This window comes from Aquipseudomonas guryensis, assembly GCF_014164785.1.
Taxonomy (GTDB): domain Bacteria; phylum Pseudomonadota; class Gammaproteobacteria; order Pseudomonadales; family Pseudomonadaceae; genus Aquipseudomonas; species Aquipseudomonas guryensis.
The window spans coordinates 97,805-118,239 of the sequence record NZ_JACJFN010000003.1; the positions used below are offsets into that span (position 1 = coordinate 97,805).

The window sequence follows — 20,435 nt, forward strand, 5'->3', positions numbered from 1 at the left end:
CGTCTTCCTCCGGACTCAACGCCCGTGGCGATTCAACCATTCACCGGCCAGCACCCGTGCCCGAGCATCGGCGGCCAGTACCGCATCGAGACTTTCGACCGCAACGGCCGCCTCAAGATTCAGCACTTCATCGATGATACGCGCGATCTCAGGAAAGCGGATGCGCCGCTCGAGAAAGGCCGCCACCGCAATTTCATTCGCCGCATTGAGCAAGGCCGGCGCACTGCCACCGACTTCCGCTGCCTGCCGCGCCAGACGCAAACAGGGAAAACGCTGCTCATCCGGACGCTGGAAATCCAGACGCGCGACGGCAAACAGATCCAGCGGCGCCACCCCGGAGTCGATCCGCTGTGGCCAAGCCAACGCATGGGCAATCGGCGTGCGCATATCAGGATTGCCCAGCTGAGCCAGCACCGAGCCGTCGACGTAATCGACCAGCGAATGGATCACGCTCTGCGGATGAATCACCACCTCGACCTGGGCCGGCTTGGCATCGAACAGCCAGCAGGCCTCAATCAGCTCCAACCCCTTGTTCATCATGCTCGCCGAATCGACCGAGATCTTGCGCCCCATCGACCAATTGGGATGGGCGCAGGCCTGCTCGGGACTGACCTGCTCCAGCTCGGCCAACGGCGTTTCACGAAACGGCCCACCGGAAGCGGTCAGCAGGATACGCCGCACGCCGACCGCCCCCAGGCCGCGCGCATAGTCGCCGGGCAGGCATTGGAAGATCGCATTGTGCTCGCTGTCGATCGGCAGCAGCACGGCACCGCTGCGGCGCACGGCCTGGATGAACAGGTCGCCGGACATCACCAGCGCTTCCTTGTTGGCCAGTAGCACCTTCTTGCCCGCCTCGACTGCCGCCAGGGTCGGCTGCAAGCCCGCAGCACCAACAATAGCAGCCATCACCGCATCCACCTCGACATGTGCGGCCACGTCGCACAGCGCCTGCGCACCCGCCAACACTTCGGTCGACAGACCTGCGGCGCGTAACGCACGCTGCAGTGCTGCCGCCGAAGCCTCATCAGGGGTTACCGCGAATTGCGGGCGATGTGTGCGACAGAGCTGCTCCAGCTCCTGCAGGCGCGAGAAACCGCTCAGCGCAAACACCTGATAACGATCGGGGTGACGCGCAATCACATCAAGGGTGCTGAGACCGATCGAACCGGTCGCCCCCAGCACCGTGATCTGTTGTGGCTGACTCACAGGGCGCCCCAACCGGCCAGCCAGAGCAATACGGCAAACAGCGGTACGGCGGCGGTCAGGCTGTCGATGCGATCCAGCACGCCGCCGTGACCGGGCAGCAGATTACTGCTGTCCTTGATCCCGGACTGACGTTTGAACATGCTCTCGGTCAGGTCACCAACCACCGACACCAGCACCACCAGCGCCGCGCCCGCCAGGGCCAGGACGAAGCCCTTAGCCTGCCAGCCCTGCTGCAGGCCGACAGCCGCGGTGATCAGCAGGCTGGCCAGCAGCCCACCATACAGACCTTCCCAGCTTTTGCCGGGACTGACGCTCGGCGCCAGCTTGCGCTTGCCGAAGGCCTTGCCGGAGAAATAGGCGCCGATATCGGCACCCCAGACCAGCACCATTACCGCGATGATCAGCATGTTCGCCTGCGGCCACTGCTTGAGCAGCACCAGGCCTTGCCAGGCCGGCAAGAGGATCAACAGGCCGATCAGCAACTTGCCAGGCAGGCCACCCCAGTAGCGGCTGCTATCCGGATAGGTCAGCACCAGCAAGGTCGCCAGCGCCCACCAGAGCACCGCAGCACCCAGCACCCAGGGCGCCAGCGCCGGGATGAGATAAAGCAGATAGAGCAGCGCCGCGACCAGCGCGGCATAGCCGACACGCAGGCCTTGCGCGGCAAAACCGGCCAGGCGCGCCCATTCCCAGGCACCGAGAGTGACTACTGCACCAATGAACAGGGCAAACAACCCGCCATCGAGCAAAAAGAAACCACCCAGAGCAATCGGCAGCAGAAGCAGCGCCGTGATGATCCGTTGTTTGAGCATCAGCTACGCGCCTCGGCTTCTACCTGCTCGCTGGTCTTGCCGAAGCGCCGCTGACGGGTAGAGAAATCGGCCAGCGCCTTACGCATGGCCTCGTGTTTGAAATCCGGCCAGAACAGGTCGGAGAAATACAGCTCGGAATAAGCCAGCTGCCAGAGCAGGAAATTGCTGATGCGGTGCTCGCCACCGGTACGAATGCACAGGTCAGGCAGCGGCAGATCACCGGTAGTGAGGCAGCTCTGCAACAGCTCGGGAGTCAGATCCTCCGGCTGCAGATGCCCAGCCTGCACATCACGCGCCAGACGCTGCGCAGCCTGAGCGATATCCCACTGACCGCCATAATTGGCCGCCACCTGCAGGACGAAGCGATTTTCCCCGGCCGTGGCCTGCTCGGCCTCGCGCATGGCAGCCTGCAACTCCGGATGAAAGCGCGAGCGATCACCGATGATGCGCAGACTGATGGCATTGTCCTTGAGCTTCTTCGCCTCGCGGCGCAGAGCGCTGAGGAACAGCTCCATCAACGCCCCAACCTCATCGGCCGGGCGCTGCCAGTTCTCACTGGAGAAGGCGAATAGGGTCAACACCTCGACCCCCGCCTCGGCACACACCTCGATCACCGCACGCACGGCATCGACGCCGGCTTTGTGTCCAGCCACACCAGGCAGCAGACGCTTTTTCGCCCAGCGATTGTTCCCATCCATGATGATGGCCACGTGACGTGGCACTATCGCCTGGGCTTCCTGCTTGCTCTTGACCATGGCTAGAAGACCGTCACACCGCCATCAAATCGGCTTCTTTGGCTTCCAGAGCCTTCTCCACCTCGGCGATGAACTTGTCAGTCAGCTTCTGCACTTCGTCGGAAGCGCGACGCTCTTCGTCTTCGCTGATTTCCTTTTCCTTGACCAGGTCTTTCAGCTGGGCCAGGGCATCACGACGAATATTGCGCACCGCCACACGGGCGTTTTCCGCCTCGCCACGCGCCTGCTTAGTGAAGCCCTTGCGGGTTTCCTCAGTCAGCGCCGGCATCGAAATCAGCAGCAGCTCGCCCAGGTTGGTCGGGTTGAAGCCCAGGCCGGAGCTCTGGATCGCCTTGTCGACGGCAGCCAGCATGCCGCGTTCGAACGCCACCACCTGCAGGGTGCGAGCATCCTTGACGGTGACGTTGGCCACCTGATTGAGCGGGGTATCAGCGCCGTAGTAAGGCACCATCACGCCACCCAGGATGCTCGGGTGCGCCTGACCGGTACGAATCCGGCTGAACGCATGGCTCAGCGACTCCAGACTCTTCTGCATGCGCTCCTGGGTGTCTTTCTTGATCTCGTTGATCATTGTGCATCCTCCTCGATCAGGGTTCCTTCGGCGCCGCCCACCACGATATTCAGCAGGGCGCCTGGCTTGTTCATGTTGAAAACCCGCAGCGGCATCTTGTGATCGCGGCACAGGCAGATGGCCGTCAGATCCATGACGCCCAGCTTGCGGTCGAGCACCTCGTCATAGGTCAGGCGCTCGAACTTCTCTGCATTTGGGTCCTTGAAAGGATCGGCAGTGTACACGCCATCAACCTTGGTGGCCTTGAGCACGATATCGGCATCGATTTCGATTGCACGCAGGCAGGCGGCGGAATCGGTGGTGAAGAACGGATTGCCGGTACCGGCCGCAAAAATCACCACTTCACCGGTTTTCAGGTGGCGCATGGCCTTGCGGCGATCGTAGTGATCGGTCACGCCGACCATGGAAATCGCCGACATCACGATAGCCGGGATATTCGAGCGCTCCAGCGCATCGCGCATGGCCAGGGCGTTCATCACGGTGGCGAGCATACCCATGTGATCACCGGTAACCCGATCCATGCCGGCCGCGGACAGCGCCGCACCGCGGAACAGGTTGCCACCGCCGATCACCAGACCGACCTGCACGCCGATGCCGACCAGTTGGCCGACCTCCAGCGCCATGCGATCGAGAACCTTCGGGTCGATACCGAAGTCTTCGGAGCCCATCAGGGCCTCGCCGCTAAGTTTGAGCAGAATGCGTTTATAGCGAGGTTGGCGACCACTCACCTGCTGAGCCATGCGTATCTCTCCTGCGGCGTTGTTTTCTAGCGAAGCCTCGTGAGCTTCATATTTTTACCCGGCAGTCAGACCACTGCCCGGTGAATTGGTGCGGCGCGACGGACAATTATGCCGCGCTTTGCAAAAGAGGCTGCACGCATAAGCGGGCAGCCTCTTCGGTACGACAGTGTAGAACCGTCTTACTGCTTGCTGGCGGCAGCCACTTGAGCAGCAACTTCGTCAGCGAAGTTGTCGACCGGCTTCTCGATGCCTTCACCGACCGCGAAGCGGGTGAAGGAAACGATTTCAGCGCCGCCTTTCTTGGCCAGAGCACCGACGGTAATTTCCGGATCCTTGACGAAAGCTTGCTCAACCAGACTGGCTTCGGCCAGGAACTTGCTGATGCGACCAGCAATCATCTTCTCGACGATTTCAGCCGGCTTGCCTTTCATCTTGTCTTCGTTCAGCGACAGGAACACGTTCTTCTCGCGCTCGATGGCCTCGGCAGAGACCTGGCTCGGCAGCAGGAATTCCGGGTTGCTGGCAGCTACGTGCATGGCGATGTCTTTGGCCAGATCGACGCTACCGCCTTTCAGAGCCACGACCACGCCAATCTTGTTGCCGTGCAGGTAGGAACCCAGCACGTCGCCTTCAACGCGAGCCAGACGGCGGATGTTGACGTTCTCACCGGTCTTGCCAACCAGCACCAGACGATCAGCTTCACGGGCTTCGATCAGCGGCTCGACGGTGGTCAGCTTGTCAGCGAAAGCCTGCTCGACGCTGGCAGCGACGAAGGCTTTGAAGTCATCCTGCAGAGCCAGGAAGTCGGTCTGCGAGTTGACTTCCAGCAGCACGGCGGATTTACCGTCGTCCTTGATCGCGATGGCGCCTTCGGCGGCAATGTTGCCAGCCTTCTTGGCGGCCTTGATGGCGCCCGAGGCACGCATGTCATCGATGGCTTTTTCGATGTCGCCGCCGGCCTTGGTCAGGGCCTTCTTGCAATCCATCATGCCTTCGCCGGTGCGCTCGCGCAGTTCTTTAACCAGGGCTGCAGTAATTTCTGCCATGTTCTTGATCCTCTTGAATCGGTAGTCAACCAATCAACCCGGATACCGGGTACAAATTCGTAAGTGGCAAAAAGGGGGCCTAGCCCCCTTCTTGCGCAACGGGTGACGTTGGTCGCCCGCTATCAGCCTTCGCTGGCCTCGGAGGAAGCTTCTTCGACGAACTCGTCGGCGCCGCCGGCAGCGTTGTTGCGACCACGGATCACGGCGTCGGCCATAGCACCCATGTACAGCTGGATGGCGCGGATGGCGTCGTCGTTACCCGGGATGATGAAGTCAACGCCTTCCGGGCTGCTGTTGGTATCGACTACGCCGATGACCGGGATGCCCAGCTTGTTGGCTTCGGTAATAGCAATGCGCTCGTGGTCAACGTCGATCACGAACAGAGCGTCTGGCAGACCGCCCATGTCCTTGATACCACCCAGGCTGCGATCCAGTTTTTCCAGGTCGCGGGTGCGCATCAGGGCTTCTTTCTTGGTCAGCTTGGCGAAGGTGCCGTCCTGGGACTGGGTTTCCAGATCACGCAGGCGCTTGATCGAAGCACGGATGGTTTTGTAGTTGGTCAGCATGCCGCCCAACCAGCGATGATCGACGTACGGCGAACCGCAACGTGCAGCTTCTTCAGCAACGATCTTGCCAGCGGAACGCTTGGTGCCCACGAACAGAATCTTGTTCTTGCCGTTAGCCAGTTTCTCAACGAAGGACAGGGCCTCGTTGAACATCGGCAGGGTCTTTTCCAAGTTGATAATGTGAATCTTGTTGCGCGCGCCGAAAATGAACTTGCCCATTTTCGGGTTCCAGTAACGGGTCTGGTGGCCGAAGTGCACACCGGCCTTCAGCATATCGCGCATATTGACTTGGGACATGATAGTTCCTTGATAAGTCGGGTTAGGCCTCCACGCATCCCGCTATCCAACCCTTTCAGGCACCCAGGATAACGTGTCGATACGTGTGCGGATTAAAGCTTCACGAGCCCACTGCCCGTAAAGCGGCGCGTTTTATACCATAAAGAGCAGCCACAAGCTACAAGCAGCCAAACTGCCAGAAAGAGAATGCTACAGCTGGGAGCTTATGGCTTGAGGCTTGAAGCTGCTAATATCGCCGTCTTCCCTGTTTTTGCCTTGCGCCGCCGGCGCCGAGAGAGACTGCATGACCGTCACCATCAAGACTCCCGCAGAAATCGAAAAAATGCGCGTGGCCGGCCGCCTGGCCGCCGAAGTGCTGGAGATGATCGGCGAGCACGTCAAGCCCGGCGTCACCACCGAAGAAATCGACCGCATCTGCCACGACTATATCGTCAACGTGCAGAAGGCCATCCCGGCACCGCTCAACTATGGCGCCGCACCGGGCCGCCCAGGCTTCCCCAAGTCGATCTGCACCTCGCTCAACCATGTGGTCTGCCACGGCATCCCCAACGAGAAGCCGCTGAAAGATGGCGACGTGCTGAACATCGACGTCACCGTTATCAAGGATGGCTACCACGGCGACACCAGCAAGATGTTCATGGTCGGCAAGGTGCCCGAGTGGGCCGTCAAGCTGGCCCAGGTCACCCAGGAATCGATGTACAAGGGCATCCAGCTGGTCAAACCGGGCGCACGCCTGGGCGATATCGGCGAAGTCATCCAGAAACACGCCGAAAAGCATGGTTTCAGCGTGGTGCGCGAGTACTGCGGGCACGGCATCGGCGCCGTATTCCATGAAGAGCCGCAGGTACTGCACTACGGCCGCGCCGGCACCGGCATGGAACTCAAGGAAGGCATGACCTTCACCATCGAGCCGATGATCAACCAGGGCCGCCCGGAAACCCGCCTACTCGGCGACGGCTGGACCGCCATCACCAAGGATCGCAAGCTCTCCGCACAGTGGGAACACACCGTACTGGTCACCGCCGACGGTTACGAGATCCTCACCCTGCGCAGTGACGACACCCTGCCGCGCACCTCAGCCTGAGCCCACATATATAGAAGGTAGGCACGCATGCCGCAGATGGACCCGGAGTTGTTTGATCGCGGCCAGTTCCAGGCAGAACTGGCGCTCAAGTCCAGCCCCATCGCCGCCTTCAAGAAAGCCCTGAAACAGGCCCGCGAAGTGCTCGACGGGCGCTTCCGCGAAGGTCGCGACATTCGCCGCCTGGTCGAAGATCGTGCCTGGTTCGTCGACCAAATTCTCCAAGAGGCCTGGAAACGCTTCGACTGGAGCGAAGACGCCGACATCGCCCTGCTGGCGGTCGGCGGCTACGGCCGTGGTGAGCTGCACCCCAACTCCGACATCGACCTGCTGATCCTGCTCGACAGCGCCGACCACGAAGTCTTCCGCAGCCCCATCGAAGGCTTCCTCACCCTGCTCTGGGATATCGGCCTGGAAGTCGGCCAGAGCGTGCGCTCGGTGGATGAGTGCGCCGAAGAGGCGCGCGCCGACCTGACGGTGATCACCAACCTGATGGAAAGTCGCACCATCGCCGGCCCCGAGCGCCTGCGCCTGCGCATGCAGGCCGTCACCAGCAGCGAGCAGATGTGGCCGAGCAAGCACTTCTTCCTGGCCAAGCGCAAGGAACAGATGGCGCGCCACGCCAAGTACAACGACACCGAATACAACCTCGAACCCAACGTGAAGGGCTCGCCCGGCGGCTTGCGCGACATCCAGACCATCCTCTGGGTCGCCCGCCGCCAGCTCGCCACGCTCAATCTGCACTCGCTGGTCAAGGAAGGCTTCCTGGTCGACAGCGAGTACAGCATGCTCGCCTCCAGCCAGGAGTTCCTGTGGAAGGTGCGCTACGCCCTGCACATGCTCGCCGGGCGCGCCGAAGACCGCCTGTTGTTCGACCACCAGCGCAAGATCGCCGCCCTCCTCGGCTTCGAAGACGGCGACGGCAAGATGGCAGTCGAGCGCTTCATGCAAAAGTACTACCGCGTGGTGATGGGCGTTGCCGAGCTGAGCGAGCTGATCAACCAGCACTTCGAGGAAGTCATCCTGCGCGCCGGCGAATGCGGCACAGCGCAGCCGCTGAACAGTCGATTCCAGCTGCGCGATGGCTATATCGAAGTGACCAGCGCCGGGGTATTCAAACGCACCCCATTCGCCATCCTCGAAGTCTTCGCGCTGATGGCCCAGCACCCAGAGATCAAGGGTGTGCGCGCCGACACCATCCGCCTGCTGCGTGATAGCCGCCATCTGATCGACGATGACTTCCGCCGCGATATCCGTAACACCAGCCTGTTCATCGAACTGTTCAAGTCACCCCAGGGCATCCACCGCAACCTGCGGCGAATGAACCGCTACGGCATCCTCGGCCGCTACCTGCCGGAGTTCGGCCTGATCGTCGGACAGATGCAACACGACCTGTTCCACATCTACACGGTCGATGCGCACACGCTGAACCTGATCAAGCACCTGCGCAAACTCAAGTGGCCGGAGCTGGCAGAGAAGTTTCCGCTGGCCAGCAAGGTCATGGGCAAACTGCCTAAACCCGAGCTGATCTACCTCGCCGGCCTCTATCACGACATCGGCAAGGGCCGTGGTGGCGACCATTCGGAACTGGGCGCGGTGGATGCCGAAGCCTTCTGCGTACGCCACCAACTGCCGACCTGGGACACCCGCCTGATCACCTGGCTGGTGCAGAACCACCTGGTGATGTCGACCACCGCCCAGCGCAAGGACCTCTCCGACCCGCAGGTGATCTTCGACTTCGCCCAACTGGTCGGCGACCAGACCCGCCTCGACTACCTCTACGTGCTGACCGTGGCCGACATCAACGCCACCAACCCCAGCCTGTGGAACTCCTGGCGCGCCAGCCTGCTGCGCCAGCTCTACACCGAGACCAAGCGTGCCCTGCGCCGCGGCCTGGAAAACCCACTGGACCGCGAGGAACAGATCCGCCAGACGCAGAGCTCGGCGATCGACATCCTGGTGCGCGGCGGCATCGACCAGGACGACGCCGAACAACTGTGGAGCCAGCTCGGCGACGACTACTTCCTGCGCCACACCGCAGCCGACGTGGCCTGGCACACCGAGGCAATCCTCCAGCACCCGGCCGGCAACGACCCACTGGTGCTGATCAAGGAAACCGCCCAGCGCGAGTTCGAGGGCGCCACGCAGATATTCATCTACGCCCCGGACCAGCACGACTTCTTCGCCGTGACCGTGGCCGCCATGGACCAGCTCAACCTGAACATCCATGACGCGCGAGTGATCACCTCAACCAGCCAGTTCACCCTCGACACCTATATCGTTCTGGATACCGAGGGCGGCCGCATCGGCGACAACCCGGCACGCATCAAGCAGATCCGCGAAGGCCTGATCGGCGCGCTGAAGAACCCGGACGACTACCCAAACATCATCCAGCGCCGCGTGCCGCGCCAGCTCAAGCACTTCGCCTTCGCCCCGCAGGTGAGCATCCACAACGATGCGCAGCGCCCGGTGACCGTGATCGAGCTGACCGCCCCGGACCGCCCCGGCCTGCTGGCGCGCATCGGCAAGATCTTCCTGGACTTCGACCTGTCGCTGCAGAACGCCAAGATCGCCACCCTGGGCGAGCGCGTAGAAGACATCTTCTTCATCACCGACGCACACCACCAGCCACTGGCCGACCCGGAGCTGTGCGCCCGCCTGCAGGACGCCATCGTCCAGCAACTGTCGCACGCCAACGGCGAAACCCAGACCACCGGCGCCATCCGCATCTGACCCGGGCCGCGCGGCCCGCCTGTGTAGAAAGAGACGTTATGAACCACGCCCTGACCCAGCTGCAGCCCTACCCCTTCGAGAAACTGCGTACCTTGCTCGCTGGTGCCCAGCCGCCGGCAGACAAACGCCCGATCGCCCTGTCTATCGGCGAACCCAAGCACAAGTCGCCAGCCTTCGTCGCCGAAGCACTGAGCGCCAATCTCGATCAGTTGGCCGTCTATCCGACCACCCTGGGCATCCCGGCCCTGCGCGAAGCCATCGCCGCCTGGTGCGAACGCCGCTTCAAGGTACCCGCTGGCTGGCTGGATGCCGCGCGCCACGTACTGCCGGTCAATGGCACCCGCGAGGCATTGTTCGCCTTCACTCAGACCATGGTAAACCGTGAGAGCCAGGGCCTGGTGGTCAGCCCCAACCCGTTCTACCAAATCTACGAAGGCGCCGCCCTGCTCGCTGGCGCCACCCCGCATTACCTGCCGTGCCTGGAAGCCAACGGCTTCAATCCGGACTTCGACGCCGTACCGGCCGATGTCTGGCAGCGCTGCCAGATCCTCTTCCTCTGCTCGCCCGGCAACCCCACTGGCGCCCTGGTGCCACTGGAACAGCTGAAGAAGCTGATCGCCCTGGCCGATGAGCATGACTTCGTGATCGCCGCCGACGAGTGCTACAGCGAGCTGTATTTCGACGAGGACAACCCACCACCCGGCCTGCTCAGCGCCTGCGCCGAGCTGGGCCGCAGTGACTTCAAGCGCTGCGTCGTGTTCCACAGCCTGTCCAAGCGCTCCAACCTGCCGGGGCTGCGCTCGGGCTTCGTGGCCGGCGATGCCGACATCCTCAAAGCCTTCCTGCTGTACCGCACCTACCACGGTTGCGCCATGCCGGTGCAGACCCAGCTGGCCAGCGTCGCCGCCTGGAACGACGAAGCCCACGTACGCGCCAATCGCGACCTGTACCGCGAGAAGTTCGCCGCCATGCTCGACATCCTCGACCCTGTGCTCGAGGTGCAGCGCCCCGACGGCGGTTTCTACCTGTGGGCCAAGACGCCAGGCGATGACAGCCAGTTCACCCGCGAACTGTTCGCCCAACAGCACGTCACCGTGGTGCCCGGCTCCTACCTGTCACGCGAGGTGAACGGCGATAACCCGGGCGCCGGGCGCGTGCGCATGGCCCTGGTCGCACCGCTGGCCGAATGCGTGGAAGCCGCCGAGCGCATTCGCCAGTTCATCCGCGGCTGATTACTTGGGCTGGTGACCGACCTTGATGTCATAAAAGGTCACCCGTCCACCCTCGGTGGCCGGACCCTGATTGTCCGGAATGTAGTTGCCGGTCTTGAAGTAGAACGCCTTCTGCGCCCAGGCACTATTGACCGTGGTGCTGTACTGCATGCCCGCAACATTCACATCCAACCGACCGCTCGGCGAAACCTTGAAGGAATAGTCGAAGGCGGTGTTGAGCGGCATGCTCTTGTAGGTCAGCACTACCGGGCTGGCAGTGTCCGTCGGCTTCCGGCGCAGGGTGACATCCAGGTAGCCGACCCCCTGAACCAGGCGATAGCTGAGCTTGAGGAAGGGATAGGGATTGTCCTTGGCATGGATCTGCCCGACGATCACCCCGCCAGCGGACGGCAGCTGGTTGACCGCCAAGCGCGCACTGAGGGTGGCAGTACCCTCGGTGTACAGCCAGTTGCGCGGCTTGCCATCGGCATACGCTTCACGCAGCTCGGTGCGCGGGTAATCGCTGAGGTTGGTACTGGTGCCGCTGACCGGGGCCCAGAACTGGATGGAGCTGCCCGCAGGTTTGAAATACTGGTCGTTGTAACCTGCCACCAGCCGCGGACTCTCAATGACGATAACGGGGTTTCCTTCCGGGATCGACAGATCCCAATGGCTAAGATCAATCATGGCGTGCACCTCTCTACTTCGCACCCGGCGCAGGATAGACAGGTAGCAACTGGTTAATTTTCGACCAGGTCTCATATTGAATCGCCGTTCGTCTGACGCCAGATTCCAGGCGAATCACTGAAAACAGCCTGAAAACGGCCGAAAGCAGCCGGGCGTGGCATAATTGCCGGCTGATTGCACCGAACGTTCAATCGCTTGCGGAGAGCGCGCAGAGTGAGCAAAACCAGCCAAAACCTGTGTCTGTATGGCATCAAGGCCTGCGACACGATGAAGAAGGCCCGTACCTGGCTTGACGAGCAGGGTGCTACCTATGCATTCCATGACTACAAGGTCGCCGGCATCGACCGCGCCCGTCTGCAGCAGTGGTGCGCCGAGCACGGTTGGCAAACCGTGTTGAACCGCGCCGGCACGACCTTCCGCAAACTCGACGAGGCGCAGAGGAGTGATCTCGACGAAGCACGCGCCATCGAACTGATGCTGGCCCAGCCCTCGATGATCAAACGCCCGGTGCTCGACCTCGGTGACAAGACCCTGGTCGGCTTCAAGCCTGAGCTGTACGCCGCCGCCCTGAACTGATCCCCCGAATTTGCCTGGCTGCTCAAGCGCCGGCCTGTCACAACCTGATTCAGCAAGAGGAATTGCCATGTCTACCCAACTGTTCAGCATCGCCTTCGGTGTCGGCACCCAGAACCGCCAGGGCAACTGGCTGGAAATCTTCTACGCCCAGCCGCTGCTGCACCCGAGCACCGCTCTGACCGATAAAGTCGCGCAGAAGCTCGGCTACAGCGGCGGCAACCAGGCCATCGCCTTCACCACCCAGCAGGCCGCCGAGCTGGCCGAAAGCCTGAAAGGTATCGATGCTGCCCAGGCCGCCCTGCTCACCCGCCTGGCCGAAAGCCACAAGCCGCTGGTAGCGACCTTCCTCGATGCCGACATCGCCCTGACCAGCACGCCCGAGGCCTACCTCAAGCTGCACCTGCTGTCGCATCGCCTGGTCAAGCCGCACGGCCTGAACCTGACCGGTATCTTCCCGCTGCTGCCGAACGTGGCCTGGACCAGCCAGGGCGCCGTCGACCTGGCCGAGCTGGCCGAGCGCCAACTGGAAGCACGCCTGAAGGGCGAGCTGCTGGAAGTGTTCTCGGTGGACAAGTTCCCGAAAATGACCGACTACGTGGTGCCGGCCGGCGTGCGTATCGCCGACAGCGCCCGCGTGCGCCTGGGCGCCTACATCGGTGAAGGCACCACGGTAATGCACGAAGGCTTCGTCAACTTCAACGCTGGCACCGCCGGCCCGGGCATGATCGAAGGCCGCGTTTCCGCTGGCGTATTCGTCGGCAAGGGCTCGGACCTGGGCGGCGGCTGCTCGACCATGGGCACCCTGTCCGGTGGTGGCAACATCATCATCAGCGTCGGCGAAGGCTGCCTGATCGGCGCCAACGCCGGCATCGGCATCCCGCTGGGTGATCGCAGCACCGTAGAATCCGGCCTGTACATCACCGCCGGCACCAAGGTGGCCCTGCTCGACGAGCAGAACAACCTGGTCAAGGTGATCAAGGCCCGCGAACTGGCCGGCCAGGCCGACCTACTGTTCCGTCGCAACTCGCAGACTGGTGCAGTGGAGTGCAAGACCAACAAGACCGCGATCGAGCTGAACGAGGCCCTGCACGCGCACAACTAAGCGCACTGCAGTCGCTACAGGCCGGGCCCATGCCCGGCCTGTCTATTTATACTCAGCACATCTCCCAGCAGTGCCGAAGCCCATGCCCCTGAACTCCCCCTGGCGCGCCGACTTCCCCGGCATCCTGGCCCTGGACAACCAAGGCCAGACCTACCTGGACAGCGCCGCAACCGCGCAGAAGCCGCAGGCCATGCTCGACAGCCTGCTCGGTTACTACGCCAGCGGCGCCGCCAACGTGCACCGCGCCCAGCACTTGCCGGGCGAACGCGCCACACGCGCCTTCGAGGCCAGCCGGACGAAGGTGGCGCAGTGGCTGAATGCGGCCAGTAGCGAAGAGATCGTCTTCACCCACGGCACCAGCGAAGCCCTCAACCTGCTGGCCTATGGCCTGGAGCATCGGTTCGCCGCCGGCGACGAAATCGCCATCAGCGCCCTGGAGCACCACGCCAACCTGCTGCCCTGGCAGCAACTGGCCCTGCGCCGTGGGCTCAAGCTGGTGGTGCTGCCCCTCGACCGCGACGGACGGATCGACCTGGCCCAGGCCGCCACGCTGATCGGCCCGCGCACCCGCCTGCTGGCGGTGTCGCAGCTGTCCAATGTGCTGGGCTGCTGGCAGCCCGTGCGCGAGCTGATCGCCCTGGCCCAGGCACAGGGCGCGCTGACGGTGGTCGACGGCGCCCAGGGCGTGGTGCATGGCCGGCATGACGTGCAGGCGCTGGGCTGCGACTTCTACGCCTGCTCCAGCCACAAGCTGTACGGCCCGGACGGCGTCGGCCTGCTCTACGGCCACCGGGAGGCCCTGGCGCAGCTGCGCCACTGGCAGTTCGGCGGGGAAATGGTGCTGGAGGCCGACTACCGGCACGCGCGCTTCCGCCCTGCTCCGCTGGGCTTCGAGGCCGGCACCCCGGCGATTTCCAGCGTCATCGCCCTGGGCGCGAGCCTCACCTACCTGGCCGGCCTGGATGGCGCCGCCGTCGCCGGCCATGAGGCCGCCCTGCACGCCAAGCTGCTGGCCGGCCTGAACGCGCGCGAAGGCGTGCGCCTGCTCGGCGCGCCCCAGGTGGCCCTGGCCAGTTTCGTGGTGGACGGCGTGCACAGCGCCGACCTCGCGCACCTGCTCAGCGAACAGGGCATCGCCGTGCGCGCCGGCCATCACTGCGCCATGCCGCTGCTGAAAAGCCTCGGCCTGCCCGGGACGATCCGCGTGTCCCTGGGCCTGTACAACGACGGCGAGGACCTGGAACGGCTGTTCTCTGCCCTGGACAAAAGCCTGGAGCTGTTGCGATGAGCCTGCCCGCCGCCGCCCGTGAAGCGCTGGAGGCCTTCGGTCAGTGCCCCGGCTGGGAACAGCGCGCGCGCCTGCTGATGCAGTGGGGCGAACGCCTGGCGGCGCTGAGCGAAGAGGAACGGCAGGAAAGCCACCGCGTACACGGTTGCGACAGCCAGGTCTGGCTGGTCGGCGCCTGTAGCGACGGCCACTGGCAGTTCCGCGCCGCCAGCGACGCCCGCCTCATCCGCGGCCTGCTGGCCGTGCTGCTGGCGCGAGTCAATGGCCTGGACGGCGGCGAGCTGCAGGGCGTCGACCTGGCCGACTGGTTCAACCAGCTGGGCCTGGCCCGGCAACTGTCACCGTCGCGCAGCAACGGCCTCAACGCCGTGCTGCAGCGCATGCGCGAGCTGACCCGGGGCTAAGAGCCTATTTGCGATCTTTCCCAACCGCGACAAATAAGCAAGCAGACCGCACAGCTGTGGACCGGACGCCCTTTGCGTAGGGTGCGCTGTGCGCACCGGAATACTCGTATGGGGGTTGTGGTGCGCACAGCGCACCCCACGGGAAGTCGTGAGCAGGTTCTAGGAACCCATGGTGGATAACGCTGTGCTTATCCACCAGCCAGCCTGCGGCAGGCTGTCAGCCGCGCTGGCGCTGGGTCAGGCCACGGAGGAAGTTGCGCAGCACCTGGTCGCCGCACAGGCGGAAGTTCTTGTGCCCCGGCTTGCGGAACAGCGCGCTCAGCTCGGCCTTGGTCATCGGTAGGTCGGCGGCCTGGAGGATGGCGTGCATATCGTCGTCCTTCAGCTCGAAGGCCACGCGCAGCTTCTTCAGGATGATGTTGTTGGTCAGGCGCTTCTCCACCGGCAAGGCCGGGCGACTGTCATCCTTGCCACGCTTGAAGAACACCAGACCATCGAGGAAATGCGCCAGCACCTCGTCGCGGCAGGGCAGATAGCCCTCTTCCTCTTCCTTCAGCAGATAGGCGGCGACATCGGCCTCGCTCAGCGAGTAGTCGGCCAGCTGGCAGATTTCGACCAGCTTGGCGTCGCTGACATCCAGCAGGTAGCGCAGGCTGCGCAGCACATCGTTGTTGATCATCGGTACATCTCGTAAGGCCCGGCAGACGCGGGAAAGGCGCGATTATACGGGTAGCCGGCCGGCCACACGGCAGATAAAAGCGCAGCCCTGCTGCCAAAGGCAGTTTTTCCTCAGTCGCGCGGCGCCAGCAACGTCGGCATCCAGCTATCCGGATCACCGCTATACAGTGCCCGCTGCAGATCCTGCAGCTCACCGCGTTCGGCAAAACGCCTGAGACTTTCATTGAACTGCCGCATCACCGCCAGGGACGCCGGGTCATCCTTGCGAAACAGCAGGCGCAACGGCTCGGTATTCAACTGGCGCGGATGATGGGTAATGCTGGCCAGTTCGGTGGCGGAGAAACGCTGGCGCAGCATGCTGTAACCCACCGCCCGATCCTGCGGATGCAGGTCGATGCGCCCAAGCTCCAGCAGACGAAAGTTGGTGTCCTCCTTGTGGTTCTGCAGCGCTTGCAAACTGCCTGCCTGCAATGCCGCATCGAACTGCGGACCGTAGGAGTACCCCAGGGTGGTGCCGATACGGAAGGGTCGCAGGTCATCGATGCCGCGCCAGTCGAACGACAGGTCCTTGCGGTGAAACAGGACGATCTCACCCTGCACCAGCGGCTCGCTGCACGCCCCGTACTGAAGGCGCTTGGGCGTACAACTGTAGGGCATGATGGCATCCAGCTCGCCATGCTGGAGCAGCAGGACATTGCGATCCCAGGGGTAGAACAGGTATTCGACCCGATAGCCAGCCTCGGCGAACACGGCGCTGATCAGCCGCCCAAGGGCGCCACCATCGGCGCGGCGCTGATCGACATAGGGCGCCCAATCGCCAGTACCGATACGCACGGTTTGCTGCGCCTGCGCGGCACTTACAGGCAACAACAGGCAGAGCAACACCAGCCAGGTCTTCACACACATACAGCGCAATTGATTGGCACCTCAGGTACACCTCGATTCTGTCCCTGGCGGCTGATTCATCGTCCGTGGTTTTAGCTTAGCCGAGTACGACCATCAGTCCGAGCGCTGGCGTTCCGCTGGTCGCCTGGCACCGGCCACCAGCTTGTCGATGATTTTCGCCGCCGCGACCATGCCGAAGCTGGCCGTGACCATCATCGCCGAGCCGAAGCCACCGGCGCAGTCCAGGCGGGTGCCATCGCTGGGCATGACCTTGCTCAGACACACGCTGCCGTCGGGCAAGGGGTAGCGCAGCTGCTCGCGCGAGTAGACGCAGGTGATGCTGTAGGTACGCCCCGGGGTGCGCGAGAAGTTGTAGTCGCGGCGCAATAGTGAGCGCACCTTGGCGATCAGCGGGTCGTTGACAGTCTTGTTGAGGTCGGCGATCTCGATCTTGGTCGGGTCGATCTGCCCGCCAGCACCACCGGTGGCGACGATCTGGATCTTGCGCCGCTTGCACCAGGAAATCAGCGCCGCCTTGGCCGTAACGCTGTCGATACAGTCGATCACCGCGTCGAGTTCCTCGGTGATGTGCTCGGCCATGGTCTCGCGGGTGACGAAATCGGCCACTGCATGTACCACGCAGGCCGGATTGATGGCGCGGATACGTTCGGCCATGACCTCGACCTTGGCCTTGCCCACCGCGCCACTGAGGGCATGCACCTGGCGATTGGTGTTGGTGATGCAGACATCGTCCAGGTCAAACAGGGAAATCTCGCCCACCCCCGAGCGGGCCAGCGCTTCGGCCGCCCAGGAGCCCACGCCGCCAATGCCGACCACCGCCACGTGCGCCGCTTGCAGGCGCTGCAAGCCCTCTAGGCCATAGAGCCGGGCAATCCCGCCGAAACGCTGATCATCTGTCGCCATACCGCCACCCTCGAAAACCGGCCGGCATTATAGGGGCCTACGGCGCAGGACTCACCCTGCAACCATCGGAAACAGGCTCCATACGACCATCTGCCATCCAGCGGCAGGCCCCGTGCGCCGGGGCTGGCGGCCTATACAGCCTGCGGACAGGGGAGTAGCATGCGCGCCGACCGGCGTTCGTCGGATCTTTCCCCCTGCTGCTCCCTGCGGAACCTGAAAACAGCTATGCCAACGCGCAAATTCGGACTCAACCTGGCAGTCTTCGTGGCGGTCGCCGCCCTGTTCACTGGCATCTGGGCCCTGTACAACCGCCCTGTAACCGCACCGGACTGGCCGGAACAGATTTCCGGTTTTTCCTACTCGCCTTTCCGCGCCGGGCAGAACCCGCAGCAGAACACCTACCCGAGCGATGCGCAGATCCGCGCCGACCTCGAACTGCTGAGCAAACACACCGACAACATCCGCACCTACTCGGTGGATGGCGCCCTGGCCAACATCCCGCAGCTGGCGGAGGAATTCGGCCTGCGCGTAACCCTGGGTATCTGGATAAGCCCGGACCTGGAGCGCAACGAGCGGGAAATCGCCAAGGCCATCGAGATCGCCAACGACTCCCGCAGTGTGGTGCGCGTGGTGGTCGGTAACGAAGCCCTGTTCCGCACCGAGGTGACCCCAGAAAACCTGATCGCCTACATCGACCGTGTGCGTGCAGCGGTCAAGGTACCGGTGACCACCTCCGAACAGTGGCACATCTGGCAGGAATACCCGGAGCTGGCCAAGCACACCGACCTGGTCGCCGCCCACGTGCTGCCCTATTGGGAATTCGTGCCGATGGAGGACTCCACCGAATTCGTGCTGGAGCGCGCCAAGGATCTGAAGAAACTCTTCCCGAAGAAGCCCCTGCTGCTCTCCGAGGTCGGCTGGCCAAGCAACGGCCGCATGCGCGGTGGCGCCGAGGCCTCCCAGGCGGACCAGGCCATTTACCTGCGCACCCTGGTCAATGCGCTCAACGCCAAGGGCTACAACTACTTCGTCATCGAGGCCTTCGACCAGCCGTGGAAGGCCAGCGAAGAAGGTTCGGTCGGCGCCTACTGGGGCGTGTACAACCTCGACCGCCAACCCAAGTTCGCCTTCGAAGGCCCGGTGGTGGCCATTCCGCAATGGCGCCTGCTGGCCATTGCCTCGGTGGTTCTGGCCCTGCTGACCCTGGCCCTGATGCTGATCGACGGCAGTGCGCTGCGCCAGCGCGGCCGCACCTTCCTGACCTTCGTCGCCTTCGCCGGCGGCTCCATGCTGGTGTGGATCGGCTACGACTATAGCCAGCAGTACAGCACCTGGTTCAGTACCCTCGTCGGCCTGCTGCTCGGCATCGGCGCCTTCGGTGTGTTCATCGTGCTGCTCACCGAAGCCCATGAGCTGGCCGAGACCGCCTGGACCCGCACCCGCCGTCGGCCCTTCCTGCCGGTGCTGACGGATACCGCCTACCGGCCCAAGGTGTCGATCCACGTGCCCTGCTACAACGAGCCGCCGGAGATGGTCAAACAGACTCTCGACGCCCTCGCTGCGCTGGACTACCCGGATTACGAAGTCATCATCATCGACAACAACACCAAGGACCCTGCGGTGTGGGAGCCGGTGCAGGCCTATTGCGAGCAGCTCGGCCCGCGCTTCCGCTTCTTCCACGTCGCCCCGCTGCACGGTTTCAAGGGCGGCGCGCTGAACTACATCCTGCCGCATACCGCGCCCGATGCCGAAGTGGTGGCGGTGATCGATTCCGACTACTGCGTCGACAGGAACTGGCTCAAGCACATGGTGCCGCACTTCGCCGACCCGAAGATCGCCGTGGTGCAGTCACCGCAGGACTACCGCGACGGCAACGAGAACACCTTCAAGAAGCTCTGCTACGCCGAGTACAAAGGCTTCTTCCACATCGGCATGGTGACCCGCAACGACCGCGACGCGATCATCCAGCACGGCACCATGACCATGATCCGCCGCAGCGTGATGGACGAACTGCGCTGGGCCGACTGGACCATCTGTGAAGACGCCGAGCTGGGCCTGCGCGTATTCGAGAAGGGCTACTCGGCGGCTTACGCCCACGAGAGCTTCGGCAAGGGGCTGATGCCCGACACCTTCATCGACTACAAGAAGCAGCGCTTCCGCTGGGCCTATGGCGCCATCCAGATCATGAAGGGCCATGCGCGCAGCCTGTTCCTCGGCAAGGACTCCGAACTCAAGACTGGCCAGCGCTACCACTTCGTCGCCGGTTGGCTGCCATGGATCGCCGATGGCCTGAACATCTTCTTCACCGTCGGCGCCCTGCTCTGGTCGGCCGGCATGATCATCGTGCCGCAGCGGGTCGACCCGCCGCTGATGATCTTCGCCATCCCGCCGCTGGCACTGTTCTTCTTCAAGCTGGGCAAGATCCTGTTCCTCTACCGCAAGGCCATGGGCGTCGACCTGGTGCGCTCGTTCCAGGCGGCCCTGGCCGGTCTGGCGCTGTCGCACACCATCGCCAAGGCGGTGCTCTACGGCGCCTTCACCAAGACCATCCCGTTCTTCCGCACGCCGAAGATGGCCAGCAACCACGGCATCATGGTGGCCCTGGCCGAAGCCCGCGAGGAGGTATTCATCATGCTCCTGCTGTGGGGTTCGGCGGTCGGTATCGGCATCGTCCAGGGCTTCCCCAGCTCAGACGTGAAGTTCTGGGTGGCCATGCTCCTGGTGCAGTCGCTGCCGTACCTGGCGGCGTTGATCATGGCGCTGCTGTCGTCCCTGCCCAAGCCGCTGGAAACGAGCGAGGACGAGGCCACGGCCCCGGTCTGAGTGAGTTTCTGCTTGTCGAAACGGCGGCCTTGGGCCGCCGTTTTGCTTTA

The 20,435-nt window shown here is 63.3% G+C and carries 19 protein-coding genes; 8 read left to right on the plus strand and 11 right to left on the minus strand.

Going from position 1 to position 20,435, the window contains the following annotated elements:
- Positions 1–15 precede the first annotated feature (15 nt).
- The 7 genes from ispC to rpsB all read right to left on the minus strand — a co-directional run bounded on the left by ispC (position 16) and on the right by rpsB (position 5,993).
- Positions 16–1,206 carry a 1-deoxy-D-xylulose-5-phosphate reductoisomerase gene (gene ispC / locus H3H45_RS12100; RefSeq protein WP_182834002.1) on the minus strand — a complete coding sequence of 397 codons (1,191 nt, stop codon included), beginning with the start codon at positions 1,204–1,206 and terminating at the stop codon, positions 16–18.
- Positions 1,203–2,018, minus strand: coding sequence for a phosphatidate cytidylyltransferase (locus H3H45_RS12105; RefSeq protein WP_182834003.1), 816 nt, complete (start codon positions 2,016–2,018; stop codon positions 1,203–1,205). The genes ispC and H3H45_RS12105 overlap by 4 nt, the downstream gene beginning before the upstream one ends.
- Positions 2,018–2,773 carry a polyprenyl diphosphate synthase gene (gene uppS, locus H3H45_RS12110; RefSeq protein ID WP_182834004.1) on the minus strand — a complete coding sequence of 252 codons (756 nt, stop codon included), beginning with the start codon at positions 2,771–2,773 and terminating at the stop codon, positions 2,018–2,020. The genes H3H45_RS12105 and uppS overlap by 1 nt, the downstream gene beginning before the upstream one ends.
- A 13-nt stretch (positions 2,774–2,786) precedes the next feature.
- Positions 2,787–3,344 (minus strand): ribosome recycling factor, encoded by a 558-nt coding sequence (gene frr, locus H3H45_RS12115; RefSeq protein ID WP_182834005.1) that lies wholly within the window; start codon positions 3,342–3,344, stop codon positions 2,787–2,789.
- A complete protein-coding gene (pyrH, locus tag H3H45_RS12120; protein WP_182834006.1) occupies positions 3,341–4,084 on the minus strand; it encodes a UMP kinase in 744 nt (247 codons plus the stop codon). The genes frr and pyrH overlap by 4 nt, the downstream gene beginning before the upstream one ends.
- Before the next feature lie 179 nt (positions 4,085–4,263).
- Entirely contained in the window at positions 4,264–5,130 is an 867-nt protein-coding gene (gene tsf, locus H3H45_RS12125) for a translation elongation factor Ts (protein ID WP_182834007.1), read from the minus strand.
- Positions 5,131–5,252: 122 nt separating this feature from the next.
- Complete coding sequence (rpsB, locus tag H3H45_RS12130) at positions 5,253–5,993, minus strand: 30S ribosomal protein S2 (protein WP_182834008.1); 741 nt, start codon at positions 5,991–5,993, stop codon at positions 5,253–5,255.
- A 283-nt stretch (positions 5,994–6,276) separates the two neighbouring features.
- Between rpsB and map the strand changes: the two genes are divergently transcribed.
- From map to dapC, 3 genes are read left to right on the plus strand one after another with little or no spacing between them, the layout of a single operon-like run.
- Complete coding sequence (gene map, locus H3H45_RS12135) at positions 6,277–7,077, plus strand: type I methionyl aminopeptidase (protein WP_182834009.1); 801 nt, start codon at positions 6,277–6,279, stop codon at positions 7,075–7,077.
- Between the two features lie 27 nt (positions 7,078–7,104).
- Positions 7,105–9,807, plus strand: a complete 2,703-nt coding sequence (locus H3H45_RS12140; protein ID WP_182834010.1) for a [protein-PII] uridylyltransferase — start codon at positions 7,105–7,107, stop codon at positions 9,805–9,807.
- 38 nt (positions 9,808–9,845) lie between these two features.
- On the plus strand, positions 9,846–11,039 hold the full coding sequence (dapC, locus tag H3H45_RS12145) for a succinyldiaminopimelate transaminase (protein ID WP_182834011.1): 1,194 nt from the start codon (positions 9,846–9,848) through the stop codon (positions 11,037–11,039).
- Here dapC and H3H45_RS12150 read toward each other — a convergent pair whose 3' ends face one another.
- On the minus strand, positions 11,040–11,705 hold the full coding sequence (locus H3H45_RS12150) for a polysaccharide lyase family 7 protein (RefSeq protein WP_182834012.1): 666 nt from the start codon (positions 11,703–11,705) through the stop codon (positions 11,040–11,042). It lies immediately after the preceding gene.
- Between the two features lie 213 nt (positions 11,706–11,918).
- Between H3H45_RS12150 and H3H45_RS12155 the strand changes: the two genes are divergently transcribed.
- The 4 genes from H3H45_RS12155 to H3H45_RS12170 all read left to right on the plus strand — a co-directional run bounded on the left by H3H45_RS12155 (position 11,919) and on the right by H3H45_RS12170 (position 15,075).
- The gene (locus tag H3H45_RS12155) at positions 11,919–12,281 is read left to right on the plus strand and encodes an ArsC family reductase (RefSeq protein WP_182834013.1); all 363 of its coding nucleotides are present in this window, start codon (positions 11,919–11,921) and stop codon (positions 12,279–12,281) included.
- A gap of 67 nt (positions 12,282–12,348) precedes the next feature.
- Positions 12,349–13,383 carry a 2,3,4,5-tetrahydropyridine-2,6-dicarboxylate N-succinyltransferase gene (gene dapD, locus H3H45_RS12160; protein WP_182834014.1) on the plus strand — a complete coding sequence of 345 codons (1,035 nt, stop codon included), beginning with the start codon at positions 12,349–12,351 and terminating at the stop codon, positions 13,381–13,383.
- A gap of 82 nt (positions 13,384–13,465) precedes the next feature.
- Positions 13,466–14,671 (plus strand): aminotransferase class V-fold PLP-dependent enzyme, encoded by a 1,206-nt coding sequence (locus H3H45_RS12165; protein ID WP_182834015.1) that lies wholly within the window; start codon positions 13,466–13,468, stop codon positions 14,669–14,671.
- The gene (locus tag H3H45_RS12170) at positions 14,668–15,075 is read left to right on the plus strand and encodes a SufE family protein (protein ID WP_182834016.1); all 408 of its coding nucleotides are present in this window, start codon (positions 14,668–14,670) and stop codon (positions 15,073–15,075) included. The genes H3H45_RS12165 and H3H45_RS12170 overlap by 4 nt, the downstream gene beginning before the upstream one ends.
- A gap of 217 nt (positions 15,076–15,292) precedes the next feature.
- Here the strand turns inward: H3H45_RS12170 and H3H45_RS12175 are convergent, their stop codons facing one another.
- The 3 genes from H3H45_RS12175 to tcdA form a co-directional block, all read right to left on the minus strand.
- Positions 15,293–15,754 (minus strand): YehS family protein, encoded by a 462-nt coding sequence (locus H3H45_RS12175; RefSeq protein ID WP_182834017.1) that lies wholly within the window; start codon positions 15,752–15,754, stop codon positions 15,293–15,295.
- Positions 15,755–15,864: 110 nt separating this feature from the next.
- A complete protein-coding gene (locus H3H45_RS12180) occupies positions 15,865–16,659 on the minus strand; it encodes a substrate-binding periplasmic protein (protein WP_182834539.1) in 795 nt (264 codons plus the stop codon).
- Between the two features lie 93 nt (positions 16,660–16,752).
- Positions 16,753–17,562 (minus strand): tRNA cyclic N6-threonylcarbamoyladenosine(37) synthase TcdA, encoded by an 810-nt coding sequence (gene tcdA / locus H3H45_RS12185; RefSeq protein WP_182834018.1) that lies wholly within the window; start codon positions 17,560–17,562, stop codon positions 16,753–16,755.
- A 225-nt stretch (positions 17,563–17,787) separates the two neighbouring features.
- On the opposite strand from tcdA, the gene H3H45_RS12190 reads away from it, so the two are divergent.
- A complete protein-coding gene (locus H3H45_RS12190; protein WP_182834019.1) occupies positions 17,788–20,385 on the plus strand; it encodes a glycosyltransferase in 2,598 nt (865 codons plus the stop codon).
- The last annotated feature ends 50 nt before the right edge of the window (positions 20,386–20,435 follow it).

Coding starts and splice junctions, on each gene's coding strand:
- H3H45_RS12105 (WP_182834003.1), bottom strand. CDS start 2,018: ATGCTCAAACAACGGATCATCACGGCGCTGCTTCTGCTGCCGATTGCT.
- uppS (WP_182834004.1), bottom strand. CDS start 2,773: ATGGTCAAGAGCAAGCAGGAAGCCCAGGCGATAGTGCCACGTCACGTG.
- frr (WP_182834005.1), bottom strand. CDS start 3,344: ATGATCAACGAGATCAAGAAAGACACCCAGGAGCGCATGCAGAAGAGT.
- pyrH (WP_182834006.1), bottom strand. CDS start 4,084: ATGGCTCAGCAGGTGAGTGGTCGCCAACCTCGCTATAAACGCATTCTG.
- tsf (WP_182834007.1), bottom strand. CDS start 5,130: ATGGCAGAAATTACTGCAGCCCTGGTTAAAGAACTGCGCGAGCGCACC.
- rpsB (WP_182834008.1), bottom strand. CDS start 5,993: ATGTCCCAAGTCAATATGCGCGATATGCTGAAGGCCGGTGTGCACTTC.
- map (WP_182834009.1), top strand. CDS start 6,277: ATGACCGTCACCATCAAGACTCCCGCAGAAATCGAAAAAATGCGCGTG.
- H3H45_RS12140 (WP_182834010.1), top strand. CDS start 7,105: ATGCCGCAGATGGACCCGGAGTTGTTTGATCGCGGCCAGTTCCAGGCA.
- dapC (WP_182834011.1), top strand. CDS start 9,846: ATGAACCACGCCCTGACCCAGCTGCAGCCCTACCCCTTCGAGAAACTG.
- H3H45_RS12150 (WP_182834012.1), bottom strand. CDS start 11,705: ATGATTGATCTTAGCCATTGGGATCTGTCGATCCCGGAAGGAAACCCC.
- dapD (WP_182834014.1), top strand. CDS start 12,349: ATGTCTACCCAACTGTTCAGCATCGCCTTCGGTGTCGGCACCCAGAAC.
- H3H45_RS12165 (WP_182834015.1), top strand. CDS start 13,466: ATGCCCCTGAACTCCCCCTGGCGCGCCGACTTCCCCGGCATCCTGGCC.
- H3H45_RS12170 (WP_182834016.1), top strand. CDS start 14,668: ATGAGCCTGCCCGCCGCCGCCCGTGAAGCGCTGGAGGCCTTCGGTCAG.
- H3H45_RS12175 (WP_182834017.1), bottom strand. CDS start 15,754: ATGATCAACAACGATGTGCTGCGCAGCCTGCGCTACCTGCTGGATGTC.
- H3H45_RS12180 (WP_182834539.1), bottom strand. CDS start 16,659: ATGTGTGTGAAGACCTGGCTGGTGTTGCTCTGCCTGTTGTTGCCTGTA.
- tcdA (WP_182834018.1), bottom strand. CDS start 17,562: ATGGCGACAGATGATCAGCGTTTCGGCGGGATTGCCCGGCTCTATGGC.
- H3H45_RS12190 (WP_182834019.1), top strand. CDS start 17,788: ATGCCAACGCGCAAATTCGGACTCAACCTGGCAGTCTTCGTGGCGGTC.